Annotated in this window: 20 protein-coding genes; 7 read left to right on the top strand and 13 right to left on the bottom strand. The window is 67.7% G+C overall.

Annotated features, from left to right (window positions below; translation table 11 throughout):
* Window positions 1–247 precede the first annotated feature (247 nt).
* Window positions 248–1,078, top strand: coding sequence for a hypothetical protein (locus DAT37_RS14700; RefSeq protein ID WP_109525272.1), 831 nt, complete (start codon window positions 248–250; stop codon window positions 1,076–1,078).
* Here the strand turns inward: DAT37_RS14700 and DAT37_RS14695 are convergent.
* The 4 genes from DAT37_RS14695 to DAT37_RS14680 all read right to left on the bottom strand — a co-directional run bounded on the left by DAT37_RS14695 (window position 1,075) and on the right by DAT37_RS14680 (window position 5,609).
* Entirely contained in the window at window positions 1,075–2,469 is a 1,395-nt protein-coding gene (locus DAT37_RS14695; protein ID WP_109525271.1) for a M1 family metallopeptidase, read from the bottom strand. The two genes, DAT37_RS14700 and DAT37_RS14695, sit on opposite strands and share 4 nt — an antisense overlap.
* A gap of 60 nt (window positions 2,470–2,529) precedes the next feature.
* Window positions 2,530–3,168: a LysE family translocator gene (locus DAT37_RS14690; protein WP_109525270.1), complete on the bottom strand. Its 639-nt coding sequence runs from the start codon at window positions 3,166–3,168 to the stop codon at window positions 2,530–2,532.
* Between the two features lie 73 nt (window positions 3,169–3,241).
* Window positions 3,242–3,910, bottom strand: a complete 669-nt coding sequence (locus DAT37_RS14685; protein ID WP_109525269.1) for a DUF3239 domain-containing protein — start codon at window positions 3,908–3,910, stop codon at window positions 3,242–3,244.
* Window positions 3,911–3,950: 40 nt separating this feature from the next.
* A complete protein-coding gene (locus DAT37_RS14680) occupies window positions 3,951–5,609 on the bottom strand; it encodes a DNA repair helicase XPB (protein WP_109525268.1) in 1,659 nt (552 codons plus the stop codon).
* Window positions 5,610–5,896: 287 nt separating this feature from the next.
* On the opposite strand from DAT37_RS14680, the gene DAT37_RS14675 reads away from it, so the two are divergent.
* Window positions 5,897–6,541 carry a LysE family translocator gene (locus DAT37_RS14675; protein WP_109525267.1) on the top strand — a complete coding sequence of 215 codons (645 nt, stop codon included), beginning with the start codon at window positions 5,897–5,899 and terminating at the stop codon, window positions 6,539–6,541.
* Between the two features lie 40 nt (window positions 6,542–6,581).
* Here DAT37_RS14675 and DAT37_RS14670 read toward each other — a convergent pair whose 3' ends face one another.
* Both DAT37_RS14670 and DAT37_RS14665 read right to left on the bottom strand, forming a co-directional pair.
* On the bottom strand, window positions 6,582–7,127 hold the full coding sequence (locus DAT37_RS14670; protein WP_109525628.1) for a dihydrofolate reductase family protein: 546 nt from the start codon (window positions 7,125–7,127) through the stop codon (window positions 6,582–6,584).
* Between the two features lie 45 nt (window positions 7,128–7,172).
* Complete coding sequence (locus DAT37_RS14665) at window positions 7,173–8,351, bottom strand: pyridoxal phosphate-dependent aminotransferase (protein ID WP_109525266.1); 1,179 nt, start codon at window positions 8,349–8,351, stop codon at window positions 7,173–7,175.
* 180 nt (window positions 8,352–8,531) lie between these two features.
* On the opposite strand from DAT37_RS14665, the gene DAT37_RS14660 reads away from it, so the two are divergent.
* The gene (locus tag DAT37_RS14660) at window positions 8,532–8,744 is read left to right on the top strand and encodes a hypothetical protein (protein WP_109525265.1); all 213 of its coding nucleotides are present in this window, start codon (window positions 8,532–8,534) and stop codon (window positions 8,742–8,744) included.
* Window positions 8,745–8,794: 50 nt separating this feature from the next.
* On the opposite strand, the gene sigJ is transcribed toward DAT37_RS14660, so the two are convergent.
* The 4 genes from sigJ to DAT37_RS14640 form a co-directional block, all read right to left on the bottom strand.
* The gene (gene sigJ, locus DAT37_RS14655; protein ID WP_109525264.1) at window positions 8,795–9,712 is read right to left on the bottom strand and encodes an RNA polymerase sigma factor SigJ; all 918 of its coding nucleotides are present in this window, start codon (window positions 9,710–9,712) and stop codon (window positions 8,795–8,797) included.
* 132 nt (window positions 9,713–9,844) lie between these two features.
* Window positions 9,845–10,936, bottom strand: coding sequence for a 3-deoxy-7-phosphoheptulonate synthase (locus tag DAT37_RS14650; RefSeq protein ID WP_109525263.1), 1,092 nt, complete (start codon window positions 10,934–10,936; stop codon window positions 9,845–9,847).
* 282 nt (window positions 10,937–11,218) lie between these two features.
* A complete protein-coding gene (locus tag DAT37_RS14645; RefSeq protein WP_109525262.1) occupies window positions 11,219–11,692 on the bottom strand; it encodes a carboxymuconolactone decarboxylase family protein in 474 nt (157 codons plus the stop codon).
* A 91-nt stretch (window positions 11,693–11,783) separates the two neighbouring features.
* On the bottom strand, window positions 11,784–12,662 hold the full coding sequence (locus tag DAT37_RS14640; RefSeq protein ID WP_109525261.1) for an oxidoreductase: 879 nt from the start codon (window positions 12,660–12,662) through the stop codon (window positions 11,784–11,786).
* Between the two features lie 124 nt (window positions 12,663–12,786).
* Here DAT37_RS14640 and DAT37_RS14635 point away from each other — a divergent pair, with 124 nt between their 5' ends.
* Window positions 12,787–14,409, top strand: a complete 1,623-nt coding sequence (locus DAT37_RS14635; RefSeq protein WP_109525627.1) for a (2,3-dihydroxybenzoyl)adenylate synthase — start codon at window positions 12,787–12,789, stop codon at window positions 14,407–14,409.
* A gap of 72 nt (window positions 14,410–14,481) precedes the next feature.
* Here DAT37_RS14635 and DAT37_RS14630 read toward each other — a convergent pair whose 3' ends face one another.
* Window positions 14,482–15,795, bottom strand: coding sequence for a salicylate synthase (locus DAT37_RS14630; RefSeq protein ID WP_109525260.1), 1,314 nt, complete (start codon window positions 15,793–15,795; stop codon window positions 14,482–14,484).
* 190 nt (window positions 15,796–15,985) lie between these two features.
* On the opposite strand from DAT37_RS14630, the gene DAT37_RS14625 reads away from it, so the two are divergent.
* The 3 genes from DAT37_RS14625 to DAT37_RS14615 all read left to right on the top strand — a co-directional run bounded on the left by DAT37_RS14625 (window position 15,986) and on the right by DAT37_RS14615 (window position 20,468).
* Entirely contained in the window at window positions 15,986–18,445 is a 2,460-nt protein-coding gene (locus tag DAT37_RS14625) for a glycerol-3-phosphate 1-O-acyltransferase (RefSeq protein WP_109525259.1), read from the top strand.
* Window positions 18,442–19,917 carry an HAD-IB family hydrolase gene (locus DAT37_RS14620; RefSeq protein ID WP_109525258.1) on the top strand — a complete coding sequence of 492 codons (1,476 nt, stop codon included), beginning with the start codon at window positions 18,442–18,444 and terminating at the stop codon, window positions 19,915–19,917. Before DAT37_RS14625 ends, DAT37_RS14620 begins: the two co-directional genes overlap by 4 nt.
* Before the next feature lie 125 nt (window positions 19,918–20,042).
* Complete coding sequence (locus DAT37_RS14615) at window positions 20,043–20,468, top strand: DUF6069 family protein (RefSeq protein ID WP_109525257.1); 426 nt, start codon at window positions 20,043–20,045, stop codon at window positions 20,466–20,468.
* 63 nt (window positions 20,469–20,531) lie between these two features.
* On the opposite strand, the gene DAT37_RS14610 is transcribed toward DAT37_RS14615, so the two are convergent.
* Together DAT37_RS14610 and DAT37_RS14605 are read right to left on the bottom strand one after the other, a co-directional pair.
* Complete coding sequence (locus DAT37_RS14610; protein WP_254190569.1) at window positions 20,532–21,251, bottom strand: polyprenol monophosphomannose synthase; 720 nt, start codon at window positions 21,249–21,251, stop codon at window positions 20,532–20,534.
* Between the two features lie 136 nt (window positions 21,252–21,387).
* Window positions 21,388–21,570: a hypothetical protein gene (locus DAT37_RS14605; RefSeq protein ID WP_109525255.1), complete on the bottom strand. Its 183-nt coding sequence runs from the start codon at window positions 21,568–21,570 to the stop codon at window positions 21,388–21,390.
* Window positions 21,571–22,378: the final 808 nt, after the last annotated feature.

Genomic DNA, 22,378 nt, shown 5'->3' with positions numbered 1-22,378 from the left:
ACGTGATCGCGGTGAGGATACCCGCACGATCCTGGTGGCCGCATCCGCTCCCGGTCTCAGAACAGAGTGAGACCGTAGGCGCCGAGTGCGGAGTAGCCGAGCAGCCTGGGCACCAGACTGAACAGCAGGAACAGTCCACCAGAATTATTCACTCGCAATACCTTCCATAATCGCCCACCGACGTGGACGTTTGCCCAACTTGTGCAGTCTGTCGCTTCGCGTGGGCCCATCGTTACGCTCGGACAGTATGACCATCGAGGACGCCGCCCGCGACCTGTACGGGCTCGACCCCACCGATTTCGTCGCGGCCCGCACCGAGCTGGTCGCGGCGGCGAAGACGGCGGGCGACGGGGATCTCGCCGAGGCCATCGGCCGCCTGCGTAAACCCACGATCAGCGCGTGGACGGTCAATCTGCTCGCCCGGTCGGCGCCCGAGGGAGTAGACGCTTTGCTCGGACTCGGCGCCGCGCTACGCAAGGCCCAGCGGGAACTGTCCGGCGAGCGGCTGCGCGCTCTCGGCGCGCAACGTCAGCAGATCGTCAACGCCTTGGCCGAGCGGGCACGAGCACTCGCGGCCGAGCACGGCCGCCCGGTGGGCGAGGCCGTATTACGTGACGTCGGCCGGACGCTCACCGCGGCACTCGCCGACGACGATGTCGCGAGCCGGATCAGCGCGGGCACGCTCGCGACCGCGGCGGATTACGAGGGGTTCGGGCCGCTCGGCCCCGTACTCGCGGCCGTACCGGACGCGGCGCCGGCCGAGAAACCGAAGAAGCGCGCGAAGAAAGCCACCGACCCGGCGCGCGAGGAACTGGATCGGGCTCTCGCCGAACTCGAAACAGCGCGCGGCGCAACCGATTCCGCCCGCGAGGAGGCCGAGTCGGCGGCGGAGCGACTCACCGTCGCACAGGAGCGACTGGAGCGGGCGCGCGCCGAACTCGCCCATGCCGAACAGCAGCAGCAATTCGCCCGGACGGCCGAACGTGAGGCGCGGGAACGATTTCGAGCCGCCGAACGCCATGCCGACCGGGCCGAGCGACGCGTCGGCCGAGCCCGCGAACAGGTCGACGGTGATTAGACGCGCAGTGTCCCGGGGAAGAGGTATTCGTGCGTCGGCGGGGTGGTCTCGTCGAGCCAGGCGTGCAGAAATCCGGTCAGATCGACCGGTGATCTGGATTGCACGAACGTGCGGAAATCCGGCATCGAGGCGTTCCCGTAGGCGTGCGTGGCGATGAATTCGCGTACCGCGCCGAAGAACACGTCGTCGCCGAGCTGTTTGCGCAACGCGTGCAGGAACAGCGGGCCCCGGTAGTACACGGAGGTGAATTCCCGGCCCGCGCCCGGATCCGCCAACGGGATATCCCAGAATTCCGGGTCGTCCAACTGCCGGGCGATCGTTGCCCGATATCGGGCGTCGACGTCCTCGCCCTCCATGCGTTCTGGCCACAGATAGTCGGCGGTATAGCTGGCGAAACATTCGTTCAGGCAGATATCGGACCACCGGCGCACCGAGACCGAATCGCCCCACCACTGATGGGCGATCTCGTGGACGACGGTGTTCAGATCGGTCCACGGCGCGTAGATCGGCCTGGTCTGGGTTTCCAGCGAGAAGGCGATCTCGGCGTCGACGTAGATACCGCCCGCGGCCTCGAACGGGTAGGGACCGTAGAGCGCCTCCGCGAAATCCAGGATCTCGGGAAGCCGCTGCTCGGTCTCCCTGTTGCCCTCCGCCTCCGGGGCGAAGGCGCTCAACAGGGGTGTCCCGTCGGCGCGACGCTGTTCCAGGTAGCCGAAGCGATCGATGGCGACGGTGGTCAGATAGCCCAGCCCCGGCTTGCGCGACTCCCAGCTGACGGTCCGCTTGTCGCCGCGCACGATGTTCTTGGTGCGAACCCCGTTGGAGACCACTTCCCATTCGGCGGGAACCGTGGCGTGCAGGGTGAAGGTCGCCTTGTCCAACGGTGTGTCGTTGAGCGGGTACCAGGTAGTGGCCGAATGCGGTTCGCCCGCGACGAACGCGCCGCCGCTGGGCGCGTAGGTCCAGCCCTCCCCCTCGTGGTCGGCGGCCTGGCCCGCGTAGTCGACCCGCACGGTGAAGGGCAGGCCGGGCAGCACCGGAATCAGCGGGGTGACGGTCAGTTCGTGCTCGCCGTTGCGGTCGAAGGTGGCGGGCAGATCGTTCACCGACACCGCGCGGACCTCTGGACCGTCGAAATCGAGGTTGAACGCGCGCAGCGGCTGGGTGGCCGTCGCGTCGACGCGGGTTCGGCCGACGAGTTCGTGCGACGGCGGGTCGTAGTCGATGGTCACCTCGTAGTGGGTGACGTCGTAGCCGCCGTTGCCGTCCTCCGGATAGTAGGGGTCGCCGAGACCTGGCGATCCGACGAAGGGATCGGCGTGCGCGAGAGCGGGTTGCGCGCCGATCAGCACCGCGACCAACGCCGCGGCGCCGAGGCCGGACAACCTCACTCGACCACCCACTCCTCTCGAGTACCACCCCTGACTCGACACCGCTGGATGGTAACCGTTTCAGTCGGCGCTACCGCTGAGCGCCACCGACGCGCCGAGCCCGACGATGATCACGCCACCGGTGGCCCCGACCGCTTCCAACCTACGCGGCGAGCGCGCGAACCAGTCGCGCGCCGACGCGGCGAGCAGGGCCCACATGCTGTCGCAGACCAGCGCGATCGCCATGAAGACGGTGCCGAGAACGAGGAACTGCCACGGCAGCGGACCTGCCGAGGTCTCGACGAAATGCGGGAGGATGGCGGCGAAGAACACGATCGCCTTCGGGTTGGTCACCCCGACGATCAGGCTCTGGCGCAGCACTCTGCTGTCGGGGGTGGGTTCGACCCGCGCGCCGAGCGCGTCGCGCAGCGATCGGCGGTCCCTGACGGCCTGGACCCCGAGGTACATCAGATACAGCGCACCGGCGAATTTCACCGCGGTCAGCGCGAACGAGGACGCCATGAGCAGGGTGCCGAGACCGAGCGCGACGAGCACGAGTGCGAGATAGACCCCGACCGCGTGCCCGAGCACCGAAAGCAGGGCGGCCCGACGCCCGAGGGTGAGCGCGCGGCCGATGGTGAAGAGCACACCGGGACCGGGTACGACGATGATGACGAACGCTGCCGCGACGAATGCCAGCAGGTTGGAAGCTGGAACCATCCCCCGAGTCTAGGCGGGCCCGCAAGGCGTTTACCGGTTCGGCCGCGCGAGTGCCCGCCCCGCGCAGGCGAATTCAGGCGCCGAGATCGCCCGGCAGCTGCTGGGGATCGAGCAGCAGCCGTTTGGCCGAAGTGTCGCGGACCTTGGCCGCCAGGTCGAGATTGTCGGTGAGCAGCCGCCACTCGGCCTCGCTGATGGCGGCGCGGGCGCGGTCGATGACCGCCACATCCCTTGTCCCCCAGGCGATCGGCATGGCGCTCACGCTCTGCCAGCGTTCGCCGACCTGGCGCGGGGCGCGGTCGGTGCGGATCGCGACCGACGGCACCCGCTCGCCCGCGCGCCGGTCGTGGCCGGGCAGCGCGCGCACCTTCCTGGTGACCAGCGCGTAGCGGTGATCGGATGTCTCCGGTGTCGAGATGTCGACCAGGGCCAGCAGCAGCACCCCGGACGGATGGGTTTCCGACACCACGGCGGGCACCAGTTCACCGTCGGCGTAGAGCTTGTCGATACTCGACCGGTGCGGCGCCCACAGCGCGACCCACAGCGCCACGACGGCCCCGAGCGCGAACGCCACGGCGAGCAGATAGGACCACGGGTGGTTCAACCAGATCAGGTAGCCGGTGACGGCGGCAGCCAGCACCGCCGCGGCGATCGCCATCACGCGTAACCGGCGCAGGTCGGCGAAGACTTCGTTCACCGCATGGGCGTGGCTGCGGTCCACCGGGAATTCGAAGCGTCGCACGTCCTCTTCCTAGCACACGTTTCGGAGGAATCGCCTCCGCTTATCCGATGGCCGGTCCGAGCAAGTCGTCGGCATCGGTGATCCGATAGGCGTAGCCCTGCTCCGCCAGGAAACGCTGCCGATGCGCGGCGTACTCGGCGTCAAGCGTGTCACGTGCGACCACCGAATAGAAGTGGGCTTGACCACCGTCTTGTTTCGGCCGCAACAATCTGCCGAGCCGCTGCGCCTCTTCCTGACGCGAACCGAACGTACCCGAAACCTGCACCGCCACAGAGGCTTCGGGCAGGTCGATGGAGAAGTTCGCCACCTTGCTGACTACCAGGACCTGGATTTCGCCGCGCCGGAAAGCCTCGAAGAGCTCTTCGCGCTCTTTGGTTTTCGTCGACCCCTGGATCACCGGCGCGTTCAGGGCGACGCCCAATTCGTCGAGCTGATCGAGATAGGCGCCGATGACGAGCGTCGGCGCGCCGGGATGCTTGTCCAGGATGGACCGGACCACGGGCAGTTTCGTGCGCGCCGTCGAACACAGTTTGTAGCGTTCCTCCGGCTCGGCGGTCGCGTAGGACATCCGCTCGGCATCGGTGAGCGTCACCCTGACCTCGACGCAATCGGCCGGGGCGATCCAGCCCTGGGCCTCGATATCCTTCCACGGCGCGTCGTAGCGCTTCGGGCCGATCAGCGAGAAGACATCGCCCTCGCGGCCGTCCTCGCGCACCAGCGTCGCGGTGAGTCCGAGCCTGCGCCGTGATTGCAGATCGGCGGTCATCCGGAAGACCGGCGCGGGCAGCAGATGCACCTCGTCGTAGATGACGAGACCCCAGTCGCGGCTGTCGAACAGTTCGAGGTGTTTGTACTCGCCCTTGGTGCGGCGGGTGATCACCTGATAGGTCGCGATGGTGACGGGGCGGATCTCCTTGCGCTCGCCGGAGTACTCGCCGATCTCGTCCTCGGTCAGCGAGGTGCGCGCCAGCAGCTCTCGTCGCCACTGGCGACCGGCCACGGTATTGGTGACCAGGATCAACGTCGTCGCCTTCGCCCGCGCCATCGCGGCGGCGCCGACCATCGTCTTACCCGCGCCACAGGGCAGCACGACCACGCCGGACCCACCGGCCCAGAACGAGTCGGCCGCCATCTGCTGATAGTCGCGCAACTCCCAATGACCGCCCTCGTAATCGAGGTCGATGGCATGGGCCTCGCCGTCGACGTAGCCGGCCAGGTCCTCGGCGGGCCAGCCGATCTTCAGCAGCATCTGCTTGATCCGGCCGCGTTCGGAGGGATGCACCTGCACGGTGTCCGCGTCGATGCGGGCACCGAGCATGGGCGCGATCTTCTTGTGCCGCAGCACCTCCTCGAGAACCGCGCGATCCAGGCTGACCAGCATCAATCCGTGCGCGGGGTGTTTGACCAGCTGCAACCGGCCGTAACGGGCCATGGTGTCGACGATGTCGACGAGCAGGGGCTGGGGCACCGCGTACCGCGAGTAGGTGACCAGGGCGTCGACCACCTGCTCGGCGTCGTGTCCGGCGGCGCGCGCGTTCCACAGCGCCAGCGGCGTCACCCGGTAGGTGTGCACGTGTTCGGGTGCCCGCTCCAATTCGGCGAACGGCGCGATGGCCTGGCGGGCCAGGGCCGACGACTCGTGGTCGATCTCCAGCAACAGCGTTTTGTCGCTCTGCACAATCAGCGGACCGTCGGTCACAGGCTCTCCTCGTATCTGGCGGTCGGACGCCCCGTCCCCGGCGGGTGAGCAGGCGCCGCGCCCGATCACGCCGATCGGACCCATTCTCCCCGAAGCCACCGACAATCAGGGGCCGAGCAGCCGCTCACGCTCGCGCCGACGACAGGACAGGTCCGTCGGCTCCGGTACTACAGCGTCCCACCTGCCCGTTTTGTTCCGGAGCGGCCCCGGGTGGACCGGGATCACAGCGGTCCACCGGTCCCCGACTGGACCGAGACGCGCGCGGCGGCGTACCGCAGGATCGAGTCATGATCGGGACTGCGGCGGTGTTCGGGGTGGCGGCGGCGGCATTGGGCATGGTGCTCACACCGGGGCCGAACATGATGTATCTGGTGTCGCGGACGGTATCGCAGGGACGCGGGGCCGGACTGGTCTCGCTGACCGGGGTCGCGGCCGGGTTCGGCGTCTACCTGGCGGCCGCGACGGCGGGGATCACCACCGTGTTCGCGGTGGTGCCCGGGTTGTATCTGGCACTGAAACTGGCCGGGGCCGCGTACCTGCTGTGGCTGGCGTGGCAGGCCGTGCGCCCGGGCGGGGTCTCGGCGTTCAGCCCGAGCGCGCTGCCCGCCGACCCGACCCGGCGGCTGTTCACGATGGGGCTGGTGACGAATCTGCTCAACCCCAAGATCGCGATCATGTACATGGCGCTCATCCCGCAGTTCGTGGTGCCGGAACGCGGGCAGGTGTGGTTGCAGAGTCTGTGCCTCGGCGCGGTGCAGATCGTGGTCGCGCTCACGGTGAACGCGCTGATCGTGCTCGGCGCAGGCGGCATCTCCGCCTTCCTGACCGGGCGGCCGCTGTGGCTGCGCGCGCAGCGGTGGGTGACCGGCTCGATGCTCGGCGCGATCGCGGTGCTGGTCGCGACCGACCGGACCCGGCCGATGCCCGTCTGAGCACGGGCGGCGGCACACCGCCCGGTATCAGCTGTGATTGTCAGCCCAATTGATAGGTGAGCTGGGCGAATTGACCCATCTGCCCGATCTTGGTCAACCTCAGGCGGTCGGAGAGGATGCGGCGGGGCAGCAGCGGCGCGCCCGCGCCCAACGTCACCGGCGCGACGCTGACGATGAGCTCGTCCAGCAGGCCGGCTTCGGCGAAATCACCAGCCAATCCGCCGCCGCCCGCGACCCAGATATCCTTGTCGCCCGCTGCCGCGACCATCTCCCGGTACACCGGCTCGACGTCACCGGAGACGAAACGCAGATTCGCGCCGGGCACGGCGGGCAGGTCGCGGTGGGTGAAGACCCAGGTGGGGGTGTCGCCGTAGGCGCTTTTCCAGGTTTCGTCCGACTCGTTCGCCCTGATCCATTCGTAGGTGGTCGCGCCCATGCACATCGCGCCGATCCGGCTGAAGAAGTCACCGAAATCGGCATCCGTCTCGCCGCCGTTCTCCACCTCGAACAACCAGGTCAGCGAGTTGTCCTGATCGGCGATATAACCGTCGAGGCTGGTGGCCGTGTAGTACCGAGTCTTCGTCATACCGATGATCGTGTCAGCGATACCTGACATCTCGTGTCAAGGTTTTCAGCCGACCGAGACACCAGCCCGCAAACGTCGGACACCCTCGTCCAGGGTTTCCGCGCGTTTGCAGTAGGTGAAGCGGACCAGTCGGCTCCAGGATGGCTTGTCGTCGGCGAACACGCTCACCGGTACCGCCGCGACGCCGAGCCGTTCGGGCAGCGCCCGGCAGAATTCGAGACCGTCCGTACCGCCCATCGGCCCGATATCTGCGCACACGAAATATCCACCCGCGCTGGACTTCACACCGAAGCCGGTATCGGCGAGCGCGGCGGAGAGGCGTAGGCGATTGTTCGACAGCGTATTTCGCAGACGCGCCACCCAGTCCAGCTCTTCGGTCAGCGCGTAGGCGACCGCGGGCTGGAACGGGCCGCCCGCGACGAAGGTCATGAACTGCTTGGCCGCGAGGACACCGTCGATCAGGTTCGCGGGGCCGCACGCCCAGCCGGTCTTCCATCCGGTGACGCTGAAAGTCTTGGCCGCACTGGACACGACAATGGTGCGCTCGGCCATCCCCGGCAGGGTCGCCAGGCTGATGTGCTCGATGCCGTCGAAGACCAGGTGTTCGTACACCTCGTCGGTGAGGACGAGCAGATCGTGCTCGCAGGCGAGTTCGGCGATGGCGAGCAGATCCGCGCGGCCGAGTACCGTTCCGGTGGGATTGTGCGGCGAGTTGACCACGATCATCCTGGTGGCGGGGGTGATCGCCGCGCGCAGGCTGTCCAGGTCGAGGACGAATCCGTCGCCGTCGGCGACCAGCCGGGCGGTACGTCTCGTCGCGCCCGCGAGCGCGACGGCCGCGGCGTAGGAGTCGTAATACGGTTCGATCAGCACCACCTCGCGGCCCGGCTCGACCAGGCCCAGCAGCGCCGCGCTGATTGCCTCGGTCGCGCCGACGGTGACCAGCACCTCGGTATCCGGATCGTATCGGGTGCCGTAGCGGCGGGCCCGATCCTCGGCGATCGCGTTGCGCAACACCGGCATTCCGCGGCCGGGCGGGTACTGGTTCATCCCGTCGGCGATCGCCTGCCTGGCCACCTCGAGCATGCCCGCCGGGCCGTCGGAATCCGGAAAACCCTGTCCCAGATTCACCGCTGCGTGCCGGACGGCGAGTTCGGTCATCTCGGCGAAAATCGTCGAGGCGAAGGGGCGTAAACGGGCGACGGTGGCGGGTTCCGAAGACATACACCGGAGACTAGCTCACCGTTCGTTAACGTTGCCATTAGATAGCGAACAGCTATGTTTCACATTTATTTTGCGGCATTCAGCTGCGTGGTTGTGGGTTTTCTATAAGACAGCTAGCCTCGCCGTGTTCTACCTCACATACTCCGTCGGAGTCTCGGCGGAATCTCGAAAGGGGCGCTTATGGCCTCGTATCTGGACCTCGTACTGCAACCGGCCGCGTCGGAGGTCGCCGGATCGGTACTCGGTTTCCTTCGTCACATCGCCCATGATCTGATCGCGGGCGGCTGGTTCACCGGCTCGTCCACCGGCGATTGGTTCACCGGCTCCACCAGCGGAAGTGGTGGCGCCGGTTCATCGACCGGCGACTGGTTCACCGGGTCCACCATCCCGTAACGACACCGATACGCCGGGCAGCGCCGACGATGTCGCTGCTCGGCTCAGGGTCAGAGCCGTACGCCGGTCAGCTTGGCCGGATTCGCGTGATCGTATGCGCCGCAGATCAATCCGTCGCGCACCGTGAAACCGATGACCCGGGCGGGATGCCAGTTCTGTTCGTCGGAGGACGAATCCAGATTCATCACCAGACCCAATTGCCCGTTCACCGTGGCGAATTCGTAGCGTGTGGCAGCGTCGGGCGAATCACCGATACCGTAGGCGCGCACCAGGGCCAGCATGATCCGGGCGATATCGTCCGCACCGGCAACGATATTCGCGGCGGTCGAGGTGGTGCCGTTGGCATCACCGATCAGCACCGATTCCCGGTGCAGCGCCGCGGTCACGGCGTCGACGTCACCGGTCGCCAGGGCCGCGAGCAGCACGCGCACCGCCGCGTCGTGTTCGGAATCCGGCACCGGGAGCGCGATCCCGCCGATCACCGTGCGCGCCCGATGCGCCGCCTGTTCCGCGGCGTCCACGGAGATGTCGAGAATCGCGGCTACCTCGTCGAGCGGGAGCGACAGCTCGTCGTGCAGCACGAACGCCACCCGCTGGTGCGATGTCAGGGTATCGAGGGCGACCATCCTCGCGAGACGGCACTCGTTACGGCGCACCGCCGTCGCCAGCGGATCCGGCGCGGCCGAGGGCCGCACACCGGTCACCACCGGTTCCGGCAGCCACTGGCCCACATAACTTTCCCGGCGCGTGGCGGCGCTGCGCAGATGGTCGACGCAGATGCGGCTCACGGCGGTCGTCAGCCAGATTCCCAGATCATCGATCTCGGACTGGTGCACGCCGCCCAGACGCAGGAAACTCTCCTGGACCGCGTCTTCGGCGTCGCCGACGCTGCCCGTCAACCGGTAGGCGACGGAAAGCAAGTGTGCCCGATGCGATTCGAACAATTCGGCGAGAAGAGCGGCAACCATCGAGTTGATTGTACGGTCCGCGTGATCGACCCCCGACCGCGGCCGTATATCACGGACCGGACAAGTTCGCCCGGTACGTGGCGAACCGACGTCCGCGGGCCCGCACCGGGCCCACGGAGACGTCCGCGCGGATCAGCTCTCGCGCCGCCGCGCCACGGCCTCGGCGAGCCGGTCGAGTTGGCGGGCAGTGGTGTCCCAGTCCAGGCAGGCGTCGGTGATCGACTGACCGTAGGTCAGCTCGTCCGCGTGCCCGAGTTTCAGGTCCTGGCGACCGGCGACGAGGAAACTCTCCAACATCATCCCGACCACGCCGCGCTCGCCGCCCTCGATCCGCTCGGCGATATCGGTGACCACGTCGACCTGCTTGTTGTGGTCCTTGTTGCTGTTGCCGTGGCTGGCGTCGACCACGATCCGCTGCGGCAGCGAGGCCTTCTCCAGGCGGATGCAGGCCTCGGCCACCGAGGCGGCGTCGTAATTCGGTCCGGAGCTGCCGCCGCGCAGGATCACGTGGCAGTCCTCGTTACCGCTGGTCTGGATGAGCGCCGCGCGGCCGTCGAGGTCGGTGCCCGGGAAGACGTGGCTGGCGGCCGCGGCGCGCACGCCGTCCACCGCGACCTGCACGTCGCCGTCGGTGCCGTTCTTGATGCCGACCGGCATGGACAGCGCGCTGCTCAGCTGACGGTGCACCTGGCTGGCGGCGGTGCGCGCGCCGATCGCGCCGTAGGACACCATGTCCGCGATGTACTGCGGGGTGATCGGGTCGAGGAATTCACACGCGACGGGCAGCCCGAGCGCGGTGATGTCGACCAGCAGTTTGCGACCGAAGCCGAGTCCGGTGTTGACGTCGAAGGACCCGTTCAGGTGCGGATCGTTGATCAGCCCCTTCCAACCCAGGGTCGTGCGCGGCTTCTCGAAGTAGACCCGCATCACCACGTGCAGCCGGTCGTCCAGTTCGGCGGCCTTGGCGGCCAGGCGCCGGGCGTAGTCCATGGCGGCGGCGGGATCGTGCACCGAACACGGGCCGACGATCACCATCAGGCGGTCGTCGTCGCCGTTGAGTACGTCGACGGTGGCCTTGCGGCCGGCGCGTACGGTGTCGGCGAGCGCGTCGGTGATCGGGTGGACCCGACGCACCTCGGCCGGTGAGCGTAACGGGCTCACGTGCACGGTGCGCTGATCGTCCAGATCGGAATGCCGCGGGTCGACGTCAACTGCGGTGGTCATTGTGGGTTCCTTTTCATCAGGCCGACCCACGGGATTTCGCGCAACCCGCCGAGCCGGTCAGTATCCGGCTCGGGGTGAGGGAAGTCAGCGCAGGAGTGTGGCGCAGACCAGCCCACCCGGGGCCGGCTTGCTAAACCAGAAATACGCGCGCTGCACGACGGCGACACTACCAGTCCCGTTCAACAGATGACGATGAGAATAACGTCGGGTTTCCGGAAAGTGCCCGACATCACCGCCGACGCCGGGAGGCTATCGGCGGTGATCTCGGGGCCGGGTGTCACGTCAGGAGAACTGCCCCGGCTCGTAGGAACCGGCGGGCATGCGGGTGATGACATTGATCCTGTTGTAGGTGTTGATCAGGGCGATCACCGAGATCAGCGCCGTGATCTGGTCGGCGTCGAAATACTTCTCGGCCTGGGCCCAGGTGTCGTCGCCGACGCCGTGATGAGCATCGGCGATGCGGGTGCCCTCCTCGGCCAGCGCGAGCGCGGCCCGCTCCGCCTCGGTGAAGACGGTGGCCTCGCGCCACGCCGCCACCAGGTTCAGCCGAAGCGGTGACTCCCCCGCGTGCACGGCGTCCTTGTAGTGCATATCGGTGCAGAATCCGCAGCCGTTGATCTGGCTGGCCCGCAACTTGACCAGTTCCTGGGTCGAGGCGGGCAGGGTGGATCCGTCCACGACCATCGAGGCGTTGCCGAGGCGCTTGATGAACTTGGCGCCGTTGTCGTTGCCGAAGTAGTCGAATCGCGCGTCCATGGTGTCCTTCTTTCCCTGTGAGCGTTATGCCTTCACAGAGAGGACGACGCGGACGCGCGATGTGTGACAGACCGGCGTGATCCCGTAGGCGTCAGGCCCCGAACGGGAAGGTGACCCCGGTCAACTTCTCCGACAGTTCCCACAGATCGGCGGCGACCCGCTCGTCCTTGGACGCTTTGCTCGACCCCGACCGGCCGGGATATCCGCGCAGGCCGCCCAGTGAGCTCGGCCCGTAGTACGCGCCCGGTTCGACCGAGGCGGTCGCGGCGTACAGTTCGGGCAGCGCCCCCATCTCCGCGCTCTGGGCGAAGAGGCGATTTCCCACCGACATCAGCGGGTCGAAGAAGGATTCGGTGTGGGACTGCAATTCGGTCGCGGCGTAGCCGGGATGGGCGGCCACCGACAGTTTCGACGATCCCGCCGCGGTGAGCCTGCGCTGCAATTCGTAGGCGAACAGCAGGTTGGCCAGTTTGGCCTGGCCGTAGGCATTCCAGCGCTGATATTTGCGGCGTTCCCAGTTCAGGTCGTCGAAGTCGATACTCCCCATCGCGTGCGCCCCGCTGGATACGGTGACCACCCGGTCGGAGATCCGATCGAGCAGCAGGCCGGTCAGTGCGAAATGGCCGAGATGATTGGTGCCGAGCTGACTTTCGAAACCGTCGGCGGTACGGCCGAGCGGGACGGCCATCACACCCGCGTTGTTGATCAGCACATCGGCGCCGTCGACCGATGACGCGAAGTCGCGAACCGAGGCGAGGTCTGCGAGATCGAGCCGGGCCACGCGCGCCCTGGGGCCGATCCCGGAGGCCACCGCCGCGCCCTTGTCGACGTTGCGGCAGGCCAGCACGACCTCGGCGCCCGCGCCCGCCAGCGCTCGCGCGGCCACCGCGCCGAGTCCGCTGTTCGCGCCGGTGACGATGAACGTCCGGCCGGTCTGATCGGCGATGTTCGAAGCGTCCCAACGGGTCATAGGGCGAGTCTAGTCGGCGGAGCATGCCTGTCACGGGTTTCGCCGGACGTCTCGGATAGGGTTGCCTAACCTACTTGGTAATCGATATCGCTCGCTCCCGCACGAGACCCCTGTGAGGCAGACCGTGACTTCCACCTCCCCCGCACCGACCGGCCACCGCGACGGCTATGTCCCCTTCCCCGCCGACGCGGCCGCGTCCTACCGCACCGCGGGCTACTGGGCCGGACGACCACTCGGCGACCTGCTGCGCGACACCGCGCGACGCCACCCGGGTCGGCCCGCGCTGCTCGACGGCGCGACCGTGCGTGATTACGCCGGGCTCGACGCCGACGCCGACGCGATGGCCGACGGTCTGCTCGCGCTCGGCATCGCGCCGGGCGACCGGGTCGTCGTCCAGTTGCCGAATGTGCCGGAGTTCCCCGCCGTCCTGTTCGGCCTGCTGCGCGCGGGCATCATCCCGGTGTTGACCCTGCCCGCGCACCGCCGTGCCGAAATCGAGCACCTGGCCGCGCTTTCGGAGGCGGTGGCCTATATCGTCGCCGACCGCCAGGGCGATTTCGACTACCGCGAACTGGCGACGTCGGTCACGGAAGCGGTGCCGAGCCTGCGCCACGTCCTCGTGCACGGCGATCCCGGCCCGTTCACCGCCCTGTCCTCGGTGCCTCGGGTCTCCGACACCGCGCTACCGGAAATCGACCCGAGCGATATCGCGCTGATGCTGGTGTCCGGCGGCACCACCGGCCTGCCGAAGCTGATCGCGCGCACCCATGACGACTATGTCTACAACGCCACCGCGAGCGCCGCGATCTGCGAACTCACCGAGGACGACGTCTACCTCGCGACACTGCCCGCCGCGCACAACTTCCCACTGGCCTGCCCCGGCATCCTCGGCACGGTGAGCGTCGGCGGGGCACTGGCCTTCGTCACCGATCCGAGCCCGGAGAACGCCTTCGCCGCGATCGAGCGGTACCGGGTGAGCGTGACGGCCGTGGTGCCGCCGCTGGCCCAGCTGTGGAGCGCGGCGGTCGAGTGGGAGGAGGCCGACCTCGGCTCGCTGCGACTGCTCCAGGTCGGCGGCGCGAAACTGGTCGAGGTCAACGCCCGCGAGGTCGGACCCGCGCTCGGCACGACCTTGCAGCAGGTGTTCGGCATGGCCGAAGGGCTGCTGAACTTCACCCGGCTCGACGATTCGGCGGATCTGGTCTGCACCACCCAGGGCAGGCCGCTCTCGCCCGCCGACGAGGTGCGGGTCGTCGACGGCGCGGGCGCCGAGGTCGCGCCGGGCGAGGAGGGCGAACTGCTCACCAGGGGCCCGTACACGATTCGCGGCTACTACCGCGCGCCCGAACACAATTCACGCGCCTTCACCCCGGACGGCTTCTACCGCAGCGGCGATCTGGTGCGCAGACTGCCCTCCGGGCACCTGGTGGTGTCCGGCCGCATCAAGGACGTCATCAACCGCGGTGGCGAGAACATCTCCTGCGACGAGCTCGAGGAGCACCTGCTCGCCCACCCCGCGGTCAGGCACGCGGCGGCGGTCGGCCTGCCCGACTCCTCGCTCGGCGAGAAGGTCTGCGCCGTCCTCGTCGTGGACGGTGAGATGCCGACGCTCGGCGAGATCAAGACCTTCCTCACCGAACGCGGCATCGCCACCTACAAACTGCCCGATCTGGTGCGCCGGTCGCAACGTCTGCCGGTGACCGCCGTCGGCAAGATCGACAAGAAGGCGCTGCGCGCCGAAGTCTGACACCGAACGCGGCGAAGGCCGGGCGGCGCATGCCGCCCGGCCTTTCTCGTTCTCCGGATCAGGTTGTGCCGATCAGGCTTTGACCACGTACGGCGCGATGCTGCCGAGCTTCTCGCAGGTCTCCTCGAATTCCCGCTCCGGACGCGACTGGCCGACGATGCCCGCGCCCGCGCGCAGCCACGCGCCCTCGGTGGTCTGGTAGACCGCGCGCAGCACCAGCGCCGCGTCCAGCGCGCCGGTGGGCGAAATCGTCACCACCGCACCGGAGTACAGGCCGCGCGGCGCGCCGTCGAGCCGGAAGACCGAATCGACGCCCTCCCGCTTGGGGATACCGGACGCGGTGACCGAAGGGAAGAGCACCTCGAGCGCGTCCCAGCTGGAACGGCCCGCGGCGAGGGTTCCGCGCACCGTCGACGCCAGGTGCTGGACGCTGCCGCGTTCGCGGACGGCCATGAAATCCGAGACCGCGGGGGTGCCGGGGTCGGCGACCGAGGTGATCTCGGCGAAGGAGGTCTGCACCGAGATCGCGTGTTCCACGATCTCTTTCGGGTCGCGGACCAGATCCGCGCGGGCCGCCGTATCGATCTCGACACCGAGTCCGAAGGCGCGGGTGCCCGCCAGGGGTTCGGTGGTCACGACGCGGTCGTCGTCCACCGACGCCACCAGTTCCGGACTGTAACCGGCGGCTTCGAGGCCGCCCAGGCGCAACAGGAACGAACGGGCCGGGGTGTTGTGCGCGCGGCCGAGCCGGTAGGTGGCCGGGATGTCGACCACGAAGGGCAGGTCGACCTTTCGCGACAGGATCACCTTCTGGTACAGGCCGGAGCGGATCTCCTCGACCGCCGTGGTGACGCGATCCCGGTATCCGGTCGGGTCGACGCGGATATCGGCGGGCTCGGGTTTCGGCAGGGCGCTGTCCCGCGAGGCCGCGATGAGGTCGTGGATATCCTCGACCTCGTCGGGTTCGGCACCGGAGATCACGACACCGGACGCGCCGACGCGGACCTCGATCCGCGGAATCATCAGATGCGCGAGGTTCGCCCGCGGATCCAGGTGCGCGGTCGCGTCGAGCGCCCACGCGCAGAATTCGAAGTTGATCCAGCCGTAGGCATTGCGGCCTTCCAGCGGCAGTGTGCCCAGCGACGTGTCGAGCACGCTCGCCGGGGTTCCCTCCCATTCCGAGGTTGTGGTCCGACCGTCCCAGGTCACCCGCAACTCGTGCACATCGAGTTCGACACTGCCGATCGGGTCGGCGGCGAACACCCATTCCCCCGGACGCTCGTACATGACGTACTCGCCGAACCGATCGGCCGAAGCCAGGCGAGACATCGCTGCCGCCGGATCGGTCACATACTCCACGCGCAAGCGCTCGTCCGTGGTCGACAACGGTCCTCCAAAGGTTATGCTGACCTAACTTTAGGGGGTAAGGTTAGCATTACCTGCGCCGCCGTGGCGGTGTCCCGAAACCCCGGCCGTCCGTTCGACCGGGCACGATGAACTCACCCGCCGGAGTTCCTGCGCAAACCGTCGCCGAGGGCTTGAATAAGGGGATCGCCTGTCTGCGGAGGGACCAGCAATGATCGATCACCACGGAGGTGCGCCCGCACCGGCTCCGCGGACCACACCGCCCGGTTCGGTGGTGGCATTGGTCGATGCCACCTCCCCGACCGAACGCGATCTCATCGGCACCTGGCTCGCCCACGGTGGCCTCACCACCGAATTCGGCGCCGAAGCACCGGTCACCCAGTTGGATCTGGACGCGGGCGCCATCGCCGACCGTCTCGTCGGCAGGCGTGACGATCCGCTCGTCGTCCCGGTCCGGGTGCTGTGGCTGCCGCCGGAACGCGACGGTGTCCGCCGGATGACGTTCGCCGACATCGCGTTGATGACCAACCCGCGCAAACCGAATCGGCTCGCACAGCGCAGGCTGGTGCGCCGGTCGCCGGACCGCCACGTCGTCCTGACCGGACAGCCCGCGCTGTTGAGCGAACTGCGGCAGAACAATCCCGAAGCCTCGGCCATGCTCGCCGCGGGCTCGGCCGAACCGTTCGCCCGCGCCATCGTGCGCGCCGCCGTCTTCGCCCTCGAACGCGCCGAGCGCACCGTCATCGGCGACCGGTACAAGGTGCCGCGACTGGTGACCGAGGAGATCCTCGACTCCCCCGAATTCCTGCGCACCCTCGAACTCGTCGCCGACCGCATCGGCGCGGACCCGCAGGAGGTCTACCGGCGGGCCGAACGGGCGCTCAACGAACTGGTCGCCTCCCAGAGCAGGCTGGTCTCGGATCTGTTCACCCAGGCCATGCGACCGGTGCACGCCTCGACGTGGAAAGTCGAAACCGAAGAGTCGGGACTCGACGCGCTGCGCAAACTGAACCGCCGCTACCCGCTGGTCTTCCTGCCCTCGCACCGCTCCTATGTCGACGCGTTCGTCCTCGGCGATGTGCTGGCCCGCAGCGATTTCCCGCCGAACCACGTCATCGGCGGGGCCAACCTCAGCTTCTGGCCCATGGGCCCGATCGCCCGGCGCACCGGAACCATCTTCATCCGGCGCAGTTTCGGCGACGACGAGGTGTACAAGGCCGTCGTCGAGGAGTATTTCGCCTACCTGCTGGTCAAGCGGTTCAACCTGGAGTGGTACTTCGAAGGCGGACGGACCCGGACCGGAAAACTCCGGCCGCCGCGCTACGGCCTGCTCAACTACCTCGCCGCCGCGGTACGCGGGAACCGGGTCGAGGACGTGATGCTGGTCCCGGTATCGATCACCTACGAACGGCTCAACGAACTCGGCGCCATCGCCACCGAACAGGTCGGCGGGAAGAAGAAGCCGGAGGGACTGGCCTGGCTCGCGCGTTACGTACGCAGCCAGCAGCATTCGGCCGGCCACGTCTACGTCCGGTTCGGCGCGCCGATGTCGGCGCGTGAACGCCTCGCCGCCAACGGCGATCCGCTGCGCACCCCACTCGTCTCGATCCCGTTGCACCGCACCGACACCGCCCGCGTCGAAGCGGTGCCGACCGCGACCGACGACGCGACAGCCGAACTCGAGCGCAAGGCGGTGCAGCGATTGGCCTTCGAAATCGCGGTCGGCATCAACGCGGTCACCCCCGTCACCGTCAACGCGCTGGCCACCCTCGCCCTGCTCGGCGTGCACGAACGCGCCCTCACCCTCGGCGAGGTGCGCACGCTGCTCGCGCCCGTGCTCGGCTACATCGACAAACGCGGACTGCCCAGCGGTGAATTGGCCGCGCTGCGCGACGAGCAGAGCCTGGCGGTGGTGCTGGAACAACTGTCGCTGGCCAAGGTGGTCACGGTCTATCGCGGCGGGCTGGAACCGGTCTATTCGATCGAAACCGGCGCGCATCTGGAGGCGGCCTTCTACCGCAACAGCGCCGTGCACTGGTTCATCAACCGCGCCATCCTCGAACTGTCGATCATCGCCGCGGCGGAACTGCCGGAACGCGATGAGCTGAGCGCGGGCTGGGACGAGGCGTACCGGCTGCGCGACCTGCTGAAATTCGATTTCTTCTTCCCCGACCGCGCCGAATTCGCCGCGCAGTTGACCGCCGAGATGCTGCTGGTCGATCCCGAATGGCACAACCACACCCGACGCGACACCTTCGGCAACGACGTCGTGGAGAAACTGTCCGCCTCCGGCTTCATGATGGCGCACCGGGTGCTGCGCTCCTTCGTCGACGCGCAACTCGTCGTCGCCGAACGTCTCGCGGCGCACGATCCCGCCGCCGAACTCGATCGCAAGCAATTCCTCGAGGAATGCGTCGCGGTCGGCAAACAGATGCTGCTGCAACAGCGGCTGCACAGCCCCGAATCCGTTTCCACCGAATTATTCACCAGCGCACTGAAACTCGCCGACAACTACGATCTCGTCGCACCCTGCGATCCCGAATCCGCTGAGCAGTGCGCGGAATCCACCCGTCGCAGAAACGAATTCGCCGAAGAACTGCGCACACTCGGCGCGCGGATCTCCCGCGCCGCCGCGCTCGACCCGTCGAATCGGCTGGAGCAGCGGCGATGACCAGCGAACCGCACGCGCCCGGCCTGCCCGCCGCACACCCGCCCACCGCCCCGCACGATCTGCCCACCCTGCTCGCCGCGATCCGGTCCGGTCCGCACGGCCCTCGGATCGCCGCGATATTCGACCTCGGCGCGGTCCTGAACGGCGGTTTCGCCCGAAGGAAGTGGTACCGGCCGACGAGGGGACAACCCGACGCGAGCACCGTGCTGCTCGACGGTTTTCGCGCCAACCTCACCGACGGCGAGTACAGCCGATTCCTCCAATCGTCGTCGTCCGCGCTGGCGGGCAGGACGGAATCCGATCTGGAGGAAACCGGTCGGCGGGTGTTCCTGCACAGCGTCTACGGATACCTGTATCCCGAAGCGTGGCAATTGATCCGGACGCACCAGGCGGTGGGACACACCGTGGTTCTCGCCAGCGCGCTGACCCGATTCCAGGTCGTTCCGGTCGCGGAGGAACTCGGCGTCGACGCGGTGCTCTACACCGAGATGGCCGCCGACGACGGCGTGCTCACCGGCTACGTCGCCGGAAAGACACTGTGGCGCAACGGAAAACTCGACGCGATCCGTGCCGTCGCCGCGACCCGAGGTCTCGAACTCGACCGCAGCTACGCCTATACCGACACCGCCGCCGACCTGCCGCTGCTCGCCGCCGTCGGATATCCAGTGGCCGTGAACCCCGATCGCGGGTTCATCGCGTCCGCCGCCGAGAACGATCGGCTCGCCCTGACCTTCCGCCCCCGGCGCGCGCCCGGACCGGTCGACTACCTGCGCACCGTCGCCGGGCTGACCGCCCTGCTCGGCGGCGCGCTGTTCGGCGTGCTGTCGAAATCGTTCACCGGACAGCGGCGCAAGATGGCCGACGCGCTCCTGGTCCACGCCACCTCCGCCACGCTGCGAGTACTCGGGGTACGGCTGCGGGTGACCGGCACCGAGCACGCCCGATCACCGCGGCCCGCGGTATTCCTGTTCAACCACCAGAGCCAATTCGACGTGATCATCGTGCCGAGGGTCCTCGAAGGCGGGGTCACCGGAATCGGGAAGAAGGAACTGACCCGCAATCCGATATTCGGACCGCTCATGCGTTTCGTCGGCGTGACCTTCATCGACCGGTCCGACACCGCGACCGCGAAAGCGCAACTCGCGCCGGTGGTCGAGACCTTGCGCGGCGGACTGTCCATCGGGATCGCCCCCGAGGGCACCCGCTCCTACACACCGGAGGTCGGACGGTTCAAGAAGGGCGCGTTCCACATCGCCCATCAGGCCGGAGTTCCGGTGATTCCGGTGGTGATCCGCAACGCGGGCGAGATCTCGCGGCGTAATTCGATGGTCGCGCGCAGAGGGGTCGTCGACGTCACCGTCCTCGCGCCGATCGACGTATCGGGATGGGATCCGAACGCCATGGACGACAAGGTCGAGCAGGTGCGGCAGCTGTACATCGACACGCTGCTGAACTGGCCGACGGACAGCTGAGCATCGATCGGACGGAGACGTGACCGGCGACACATCCCCGCAGAGGTATTGACCTGAACGGTCATTGAGGTTCCACCATTGGATTCCACAGCAGATTCACAGCTCTCGCACAGGAGAAGGTCACCATGTCCGTCGCACAACCCGCAGACCGCGTCCTGCCCATTCCCGCACTCAACCGTCCGACCGCGGTGTTCGGCGGTATCGCCGTCGCCCTCGTACTGAATCTGATCGTCTGGCTGATCGGCGCCGCCGCGGGCGGTGAATTCATCTCCGAGGGAGAGTCCGTCGCCCCCGGCGGTGTCATCGTCATGTCGATCGTTCCGCTGCTGATCGGACTCGGGGCCGCCGCCCTGCTGTCCTACAAGTGGGTGGCGGTGCTGCGCGTCGCGGCGGTGGTCGGCTCGTTGCTCGCCCTCGGCACCATCGCCCTGACGATCGCGGCCGATTTCGACACCGCGTCGACGGTGGCGCTGTCGCTGATGCACGTGGTGCTGGTGCCGGTCATCGTCGTCGCCACCGAGGGGCTGCACCGGAAGCTGACCCGGAGCTGACGAAGACGACGGCGGGGTCGCGCATCCGAGGACGCGCGACCCCGCCGGTCGTCTCGGCCCGGACTACACCGAGCGGCCGAACAGCAACTTCCACGGCATCAACGCCGATTCCAACTGCACCCTCAGACTCATCTTGGACGCGCCGACGGTGCGTTCCTCGAAGCGAATCGGCACCTCGGCGATCGGGATGCCCTTCTTGACGGTGCGGTAGTTCATCTCGACCTGGAACGAATAGCCGTTGCTCCGGATCGAGGCGACGTCGATGGCACGCAAGGTGTCGGCCTTCCACGCCTTGAACCCGGCGGTGGCGTCCTTGACGCTCAGCCGCAGGATCAGGTTCACGTAGAAATTCGCCCACGCGGACAGCGCCTTGCGGTACCACTTCCATTCCTCGGCGGTCGACCCGCCGGGCACATACCGGGACCCGAGCACCACACCGGCGTCGGTGGTCTCGAGTTTCTCCAACATCGCGGGAATCACCTCGGCCGGATGCGACAGATCCGCGTCCATCTGGATCACCACGTCCGCGCCTTCGTCCAGCGCGCGGGTGATCCCGGCGATGTAGGCGCGGCCGAGGCCGTCCTTCTCGGTGCGGTGCAGTACACCCACCGTATTCGGCGATTCGGCCACCAGTTTGTCGGCGACTTCACCCGTTCCGTCCGGTGAATTGTCGTCGACCACGAGTACATGCAGGTCGGGTACCGGCAGCGCCGTCAGCCGCTCCACCGCAACCGGCAGATTCTCCCGCTCGTTGTAGGTCGGCACAACAACGGTAACCCTCAAGGGTCGCCCTCCCTGCTCACCTGGTCCGGCCCCACAGCCCACGGTGGACCGCCGAGCACTCGGTTGATTTCTGAGAACCCTAGTTGATGGACCTGAGGAGCACCCGAGGGGTATTACGCAGTGTGATCAGTCACTATCACTCACCATCACGCCACGATCGGTCCCGCGCGTCCTCACGCTCGTTGCGCGCCCGCACGATATCGAGTGCCCGCTCGGCTGTCGCCTGATCCGGATACGGGCCCATCCGGTCCCGGAACCAGCACCGCATTCCCTGCTCGGCACGCTGATGCTTCAAGCAGTAGTACCACTTTTCCGCCATATCCCCAGCATTCCACCGATCGAACGAACCAATCCGGAATTTCGCCATGATCACGGGGATTCGCCCGGTCGCAGGGGTGCACAGGGCGGCCGTGAGCCGTGCTGGCGCACGTCCCGGTGGGTCGTCGTCGGCTGACCATCGGGCGAGCGGCAGCGGGAATGCCGGTGGTGCTGCTCTCATCGCCTCACCGCCCGAGGCAGGGCATTCGATTCCGGAGGTGTGCGGCTCGTGGCCGCTGGTGTCGGCCCGCTGGTGTCGGCCCGCTGGTGTCGGCCCGCTGGTGTCGGCCCGCTGGTGTCGGCCCGCTGGTGTCGGCCCGCTGGTGTCGGCCCGCTGGTGTCGGCCCGCTGGTGTCGGCCCGCTGGTGTCGGCCCGCTGGTGTCGGCCCCGGAACCGGGGCGACACCAGCGAGAGTGACCGGGTACGTTCGCGATCTCACGTCTGGCGGTCTGACAGTCTGACGACGAGTTCGATTCCTTCCCTTGCTATTTCGATACCTTCTCGCCGAATCGATTACGCGGCAAACGATTACCACTGCACTCGTATCGACGCACCCGATCTCGGCCTTCCCGGGCAGAATTACGCGAGACCGTCATCCTTCGCCTTCTCGGCCTCCCCCTCTCTGACCCTCCGGGGCTCGACCGGCAACCTCCGCCGAGTGCCCCGCCGCGTGGCTCCGAATCGATAGCCGCAGTACGACCCGAATCCGGCGCGATTGCCCGCCTACACGTTTCGGGATGGAATACATATTCATCGTGACGGCCGATTCCCCGTTGCGCAGACTGCCCCTCTCACGCAATTGCCCACA

Origin of the sequence: Nocardia aurea, assembly GCF_003123685.1 — a bacterium.
In the GTDB taxonomy this organism is placed as follows: domain Bacteria; phylum Actinomycetota; class Actinomycetes; order Mycobacteriales; family Mycobacteriaceae; genus Nocardia; species Nocardia aurea.
The sequence above is the reverse complement of the archived record's forward strand: the minus strand, read 5'-3'. Positions and strand labels throughout refer to the sequence as shown.

Bases quoted from the DNA above. Each gene is read 5' to 3' on its own strand.
- DAT37_RS14700 (WP_109525272.1), top strand. From the start codon at position 248: ATGACCATCGAGGACGCCGCCCGCGACCTGTACGGGCTCGACCCCACC.
- DAT37_RS14690 (WP_109525270.1), bottom strand. From the start codon at position 3,168: ATGGTTCCAGCTTCCAACCTGCTGGCATTCGTCGCGGCAGCGTTCGTC.
- DAT37_RS14675 (WP_109525267.1), top strand. From the start codon at position 5,897: ATGATCGGGACTGCGGCGGTGTTCGGGGTGGCGGCGGCGGCATTGGGC.
- DAT37_RS14670 (WP_109525628.1), bottom strand. From the start codon at position 7,127: ATGACGAAGACTCGGTACTACACGGCCACCAGCCTCGACGGTTATATC.
- DAT37_RS14665 (WP_109525266.1), bottom strand. From the start codon at position 8,351: ATGTCTTCGGAACCCGCCACCGTCGCCCGTTTACGCCCCTTCGCCTCG.
- DAT37_RS14660 (WP_109525265.1), top strand. From the start codon at position 8,532: ATGGCCTCGTATCTGGACCTCGTACTGCAACCGGCCGCGTCGGAGGTC.
- sigJ (WP_109525264.1), bottom strand. From the start codon at position 9,712: ATGGTTGCCGCTCTTCTCGCCGAATTGTTCGAATCGCATCGGGCACAC.
- DAT37_RS14650 (WP_109525263.1), bottom strand. From the start codon at position 10,936: ATGACCACCGCAGTTGACGTCGACCCGCGGCATTCCGATCTGGACGAT.
- DAT37_RS14645 (WP_109525262.1), bottom strand. From the start codon at position 11,692: ATGGACGCGCGATTCGACTACTTCGGCAACGACAACGGCGCCAAGTTC.
- DAT37_RS14640 (WP_109525261.1), bottom strand. From the start codon at position 12,662: ATGACCCGTTGGGACGCTTCGAACATCGCCGATCAGACCGGCCGGACG.
- DAT37_RS14625 (WP_109525259.1), top strand. From the start codon at position 15,986: ATGATCGATCACCACGGAGGTGCGCCCGCACCGGCTCCGCGGACCACA.
- DAT37_RS14620 (WP_109525258.1), top strand. From the start codon at position 18,442: ATGACCAGCGAACCGCACGCGCCCGGCCTGCCCGCCGCACACCCGCCC.
- DAT37_RS14615 (WP_109525257.1), top strand. From the start codon at position 20,043: ATGTCCGTCGCACAACCCGCAGACCGCGTCCTGCCCATTCCCGCACTC.
- DAT37_RS14605 (WP_109525255.1), bottom strand. From the start codon at position 21,570: ATGGCGGAAAAGTGGTACTACTGCTTGAAGCATCAGCGTGCCGAGCAG.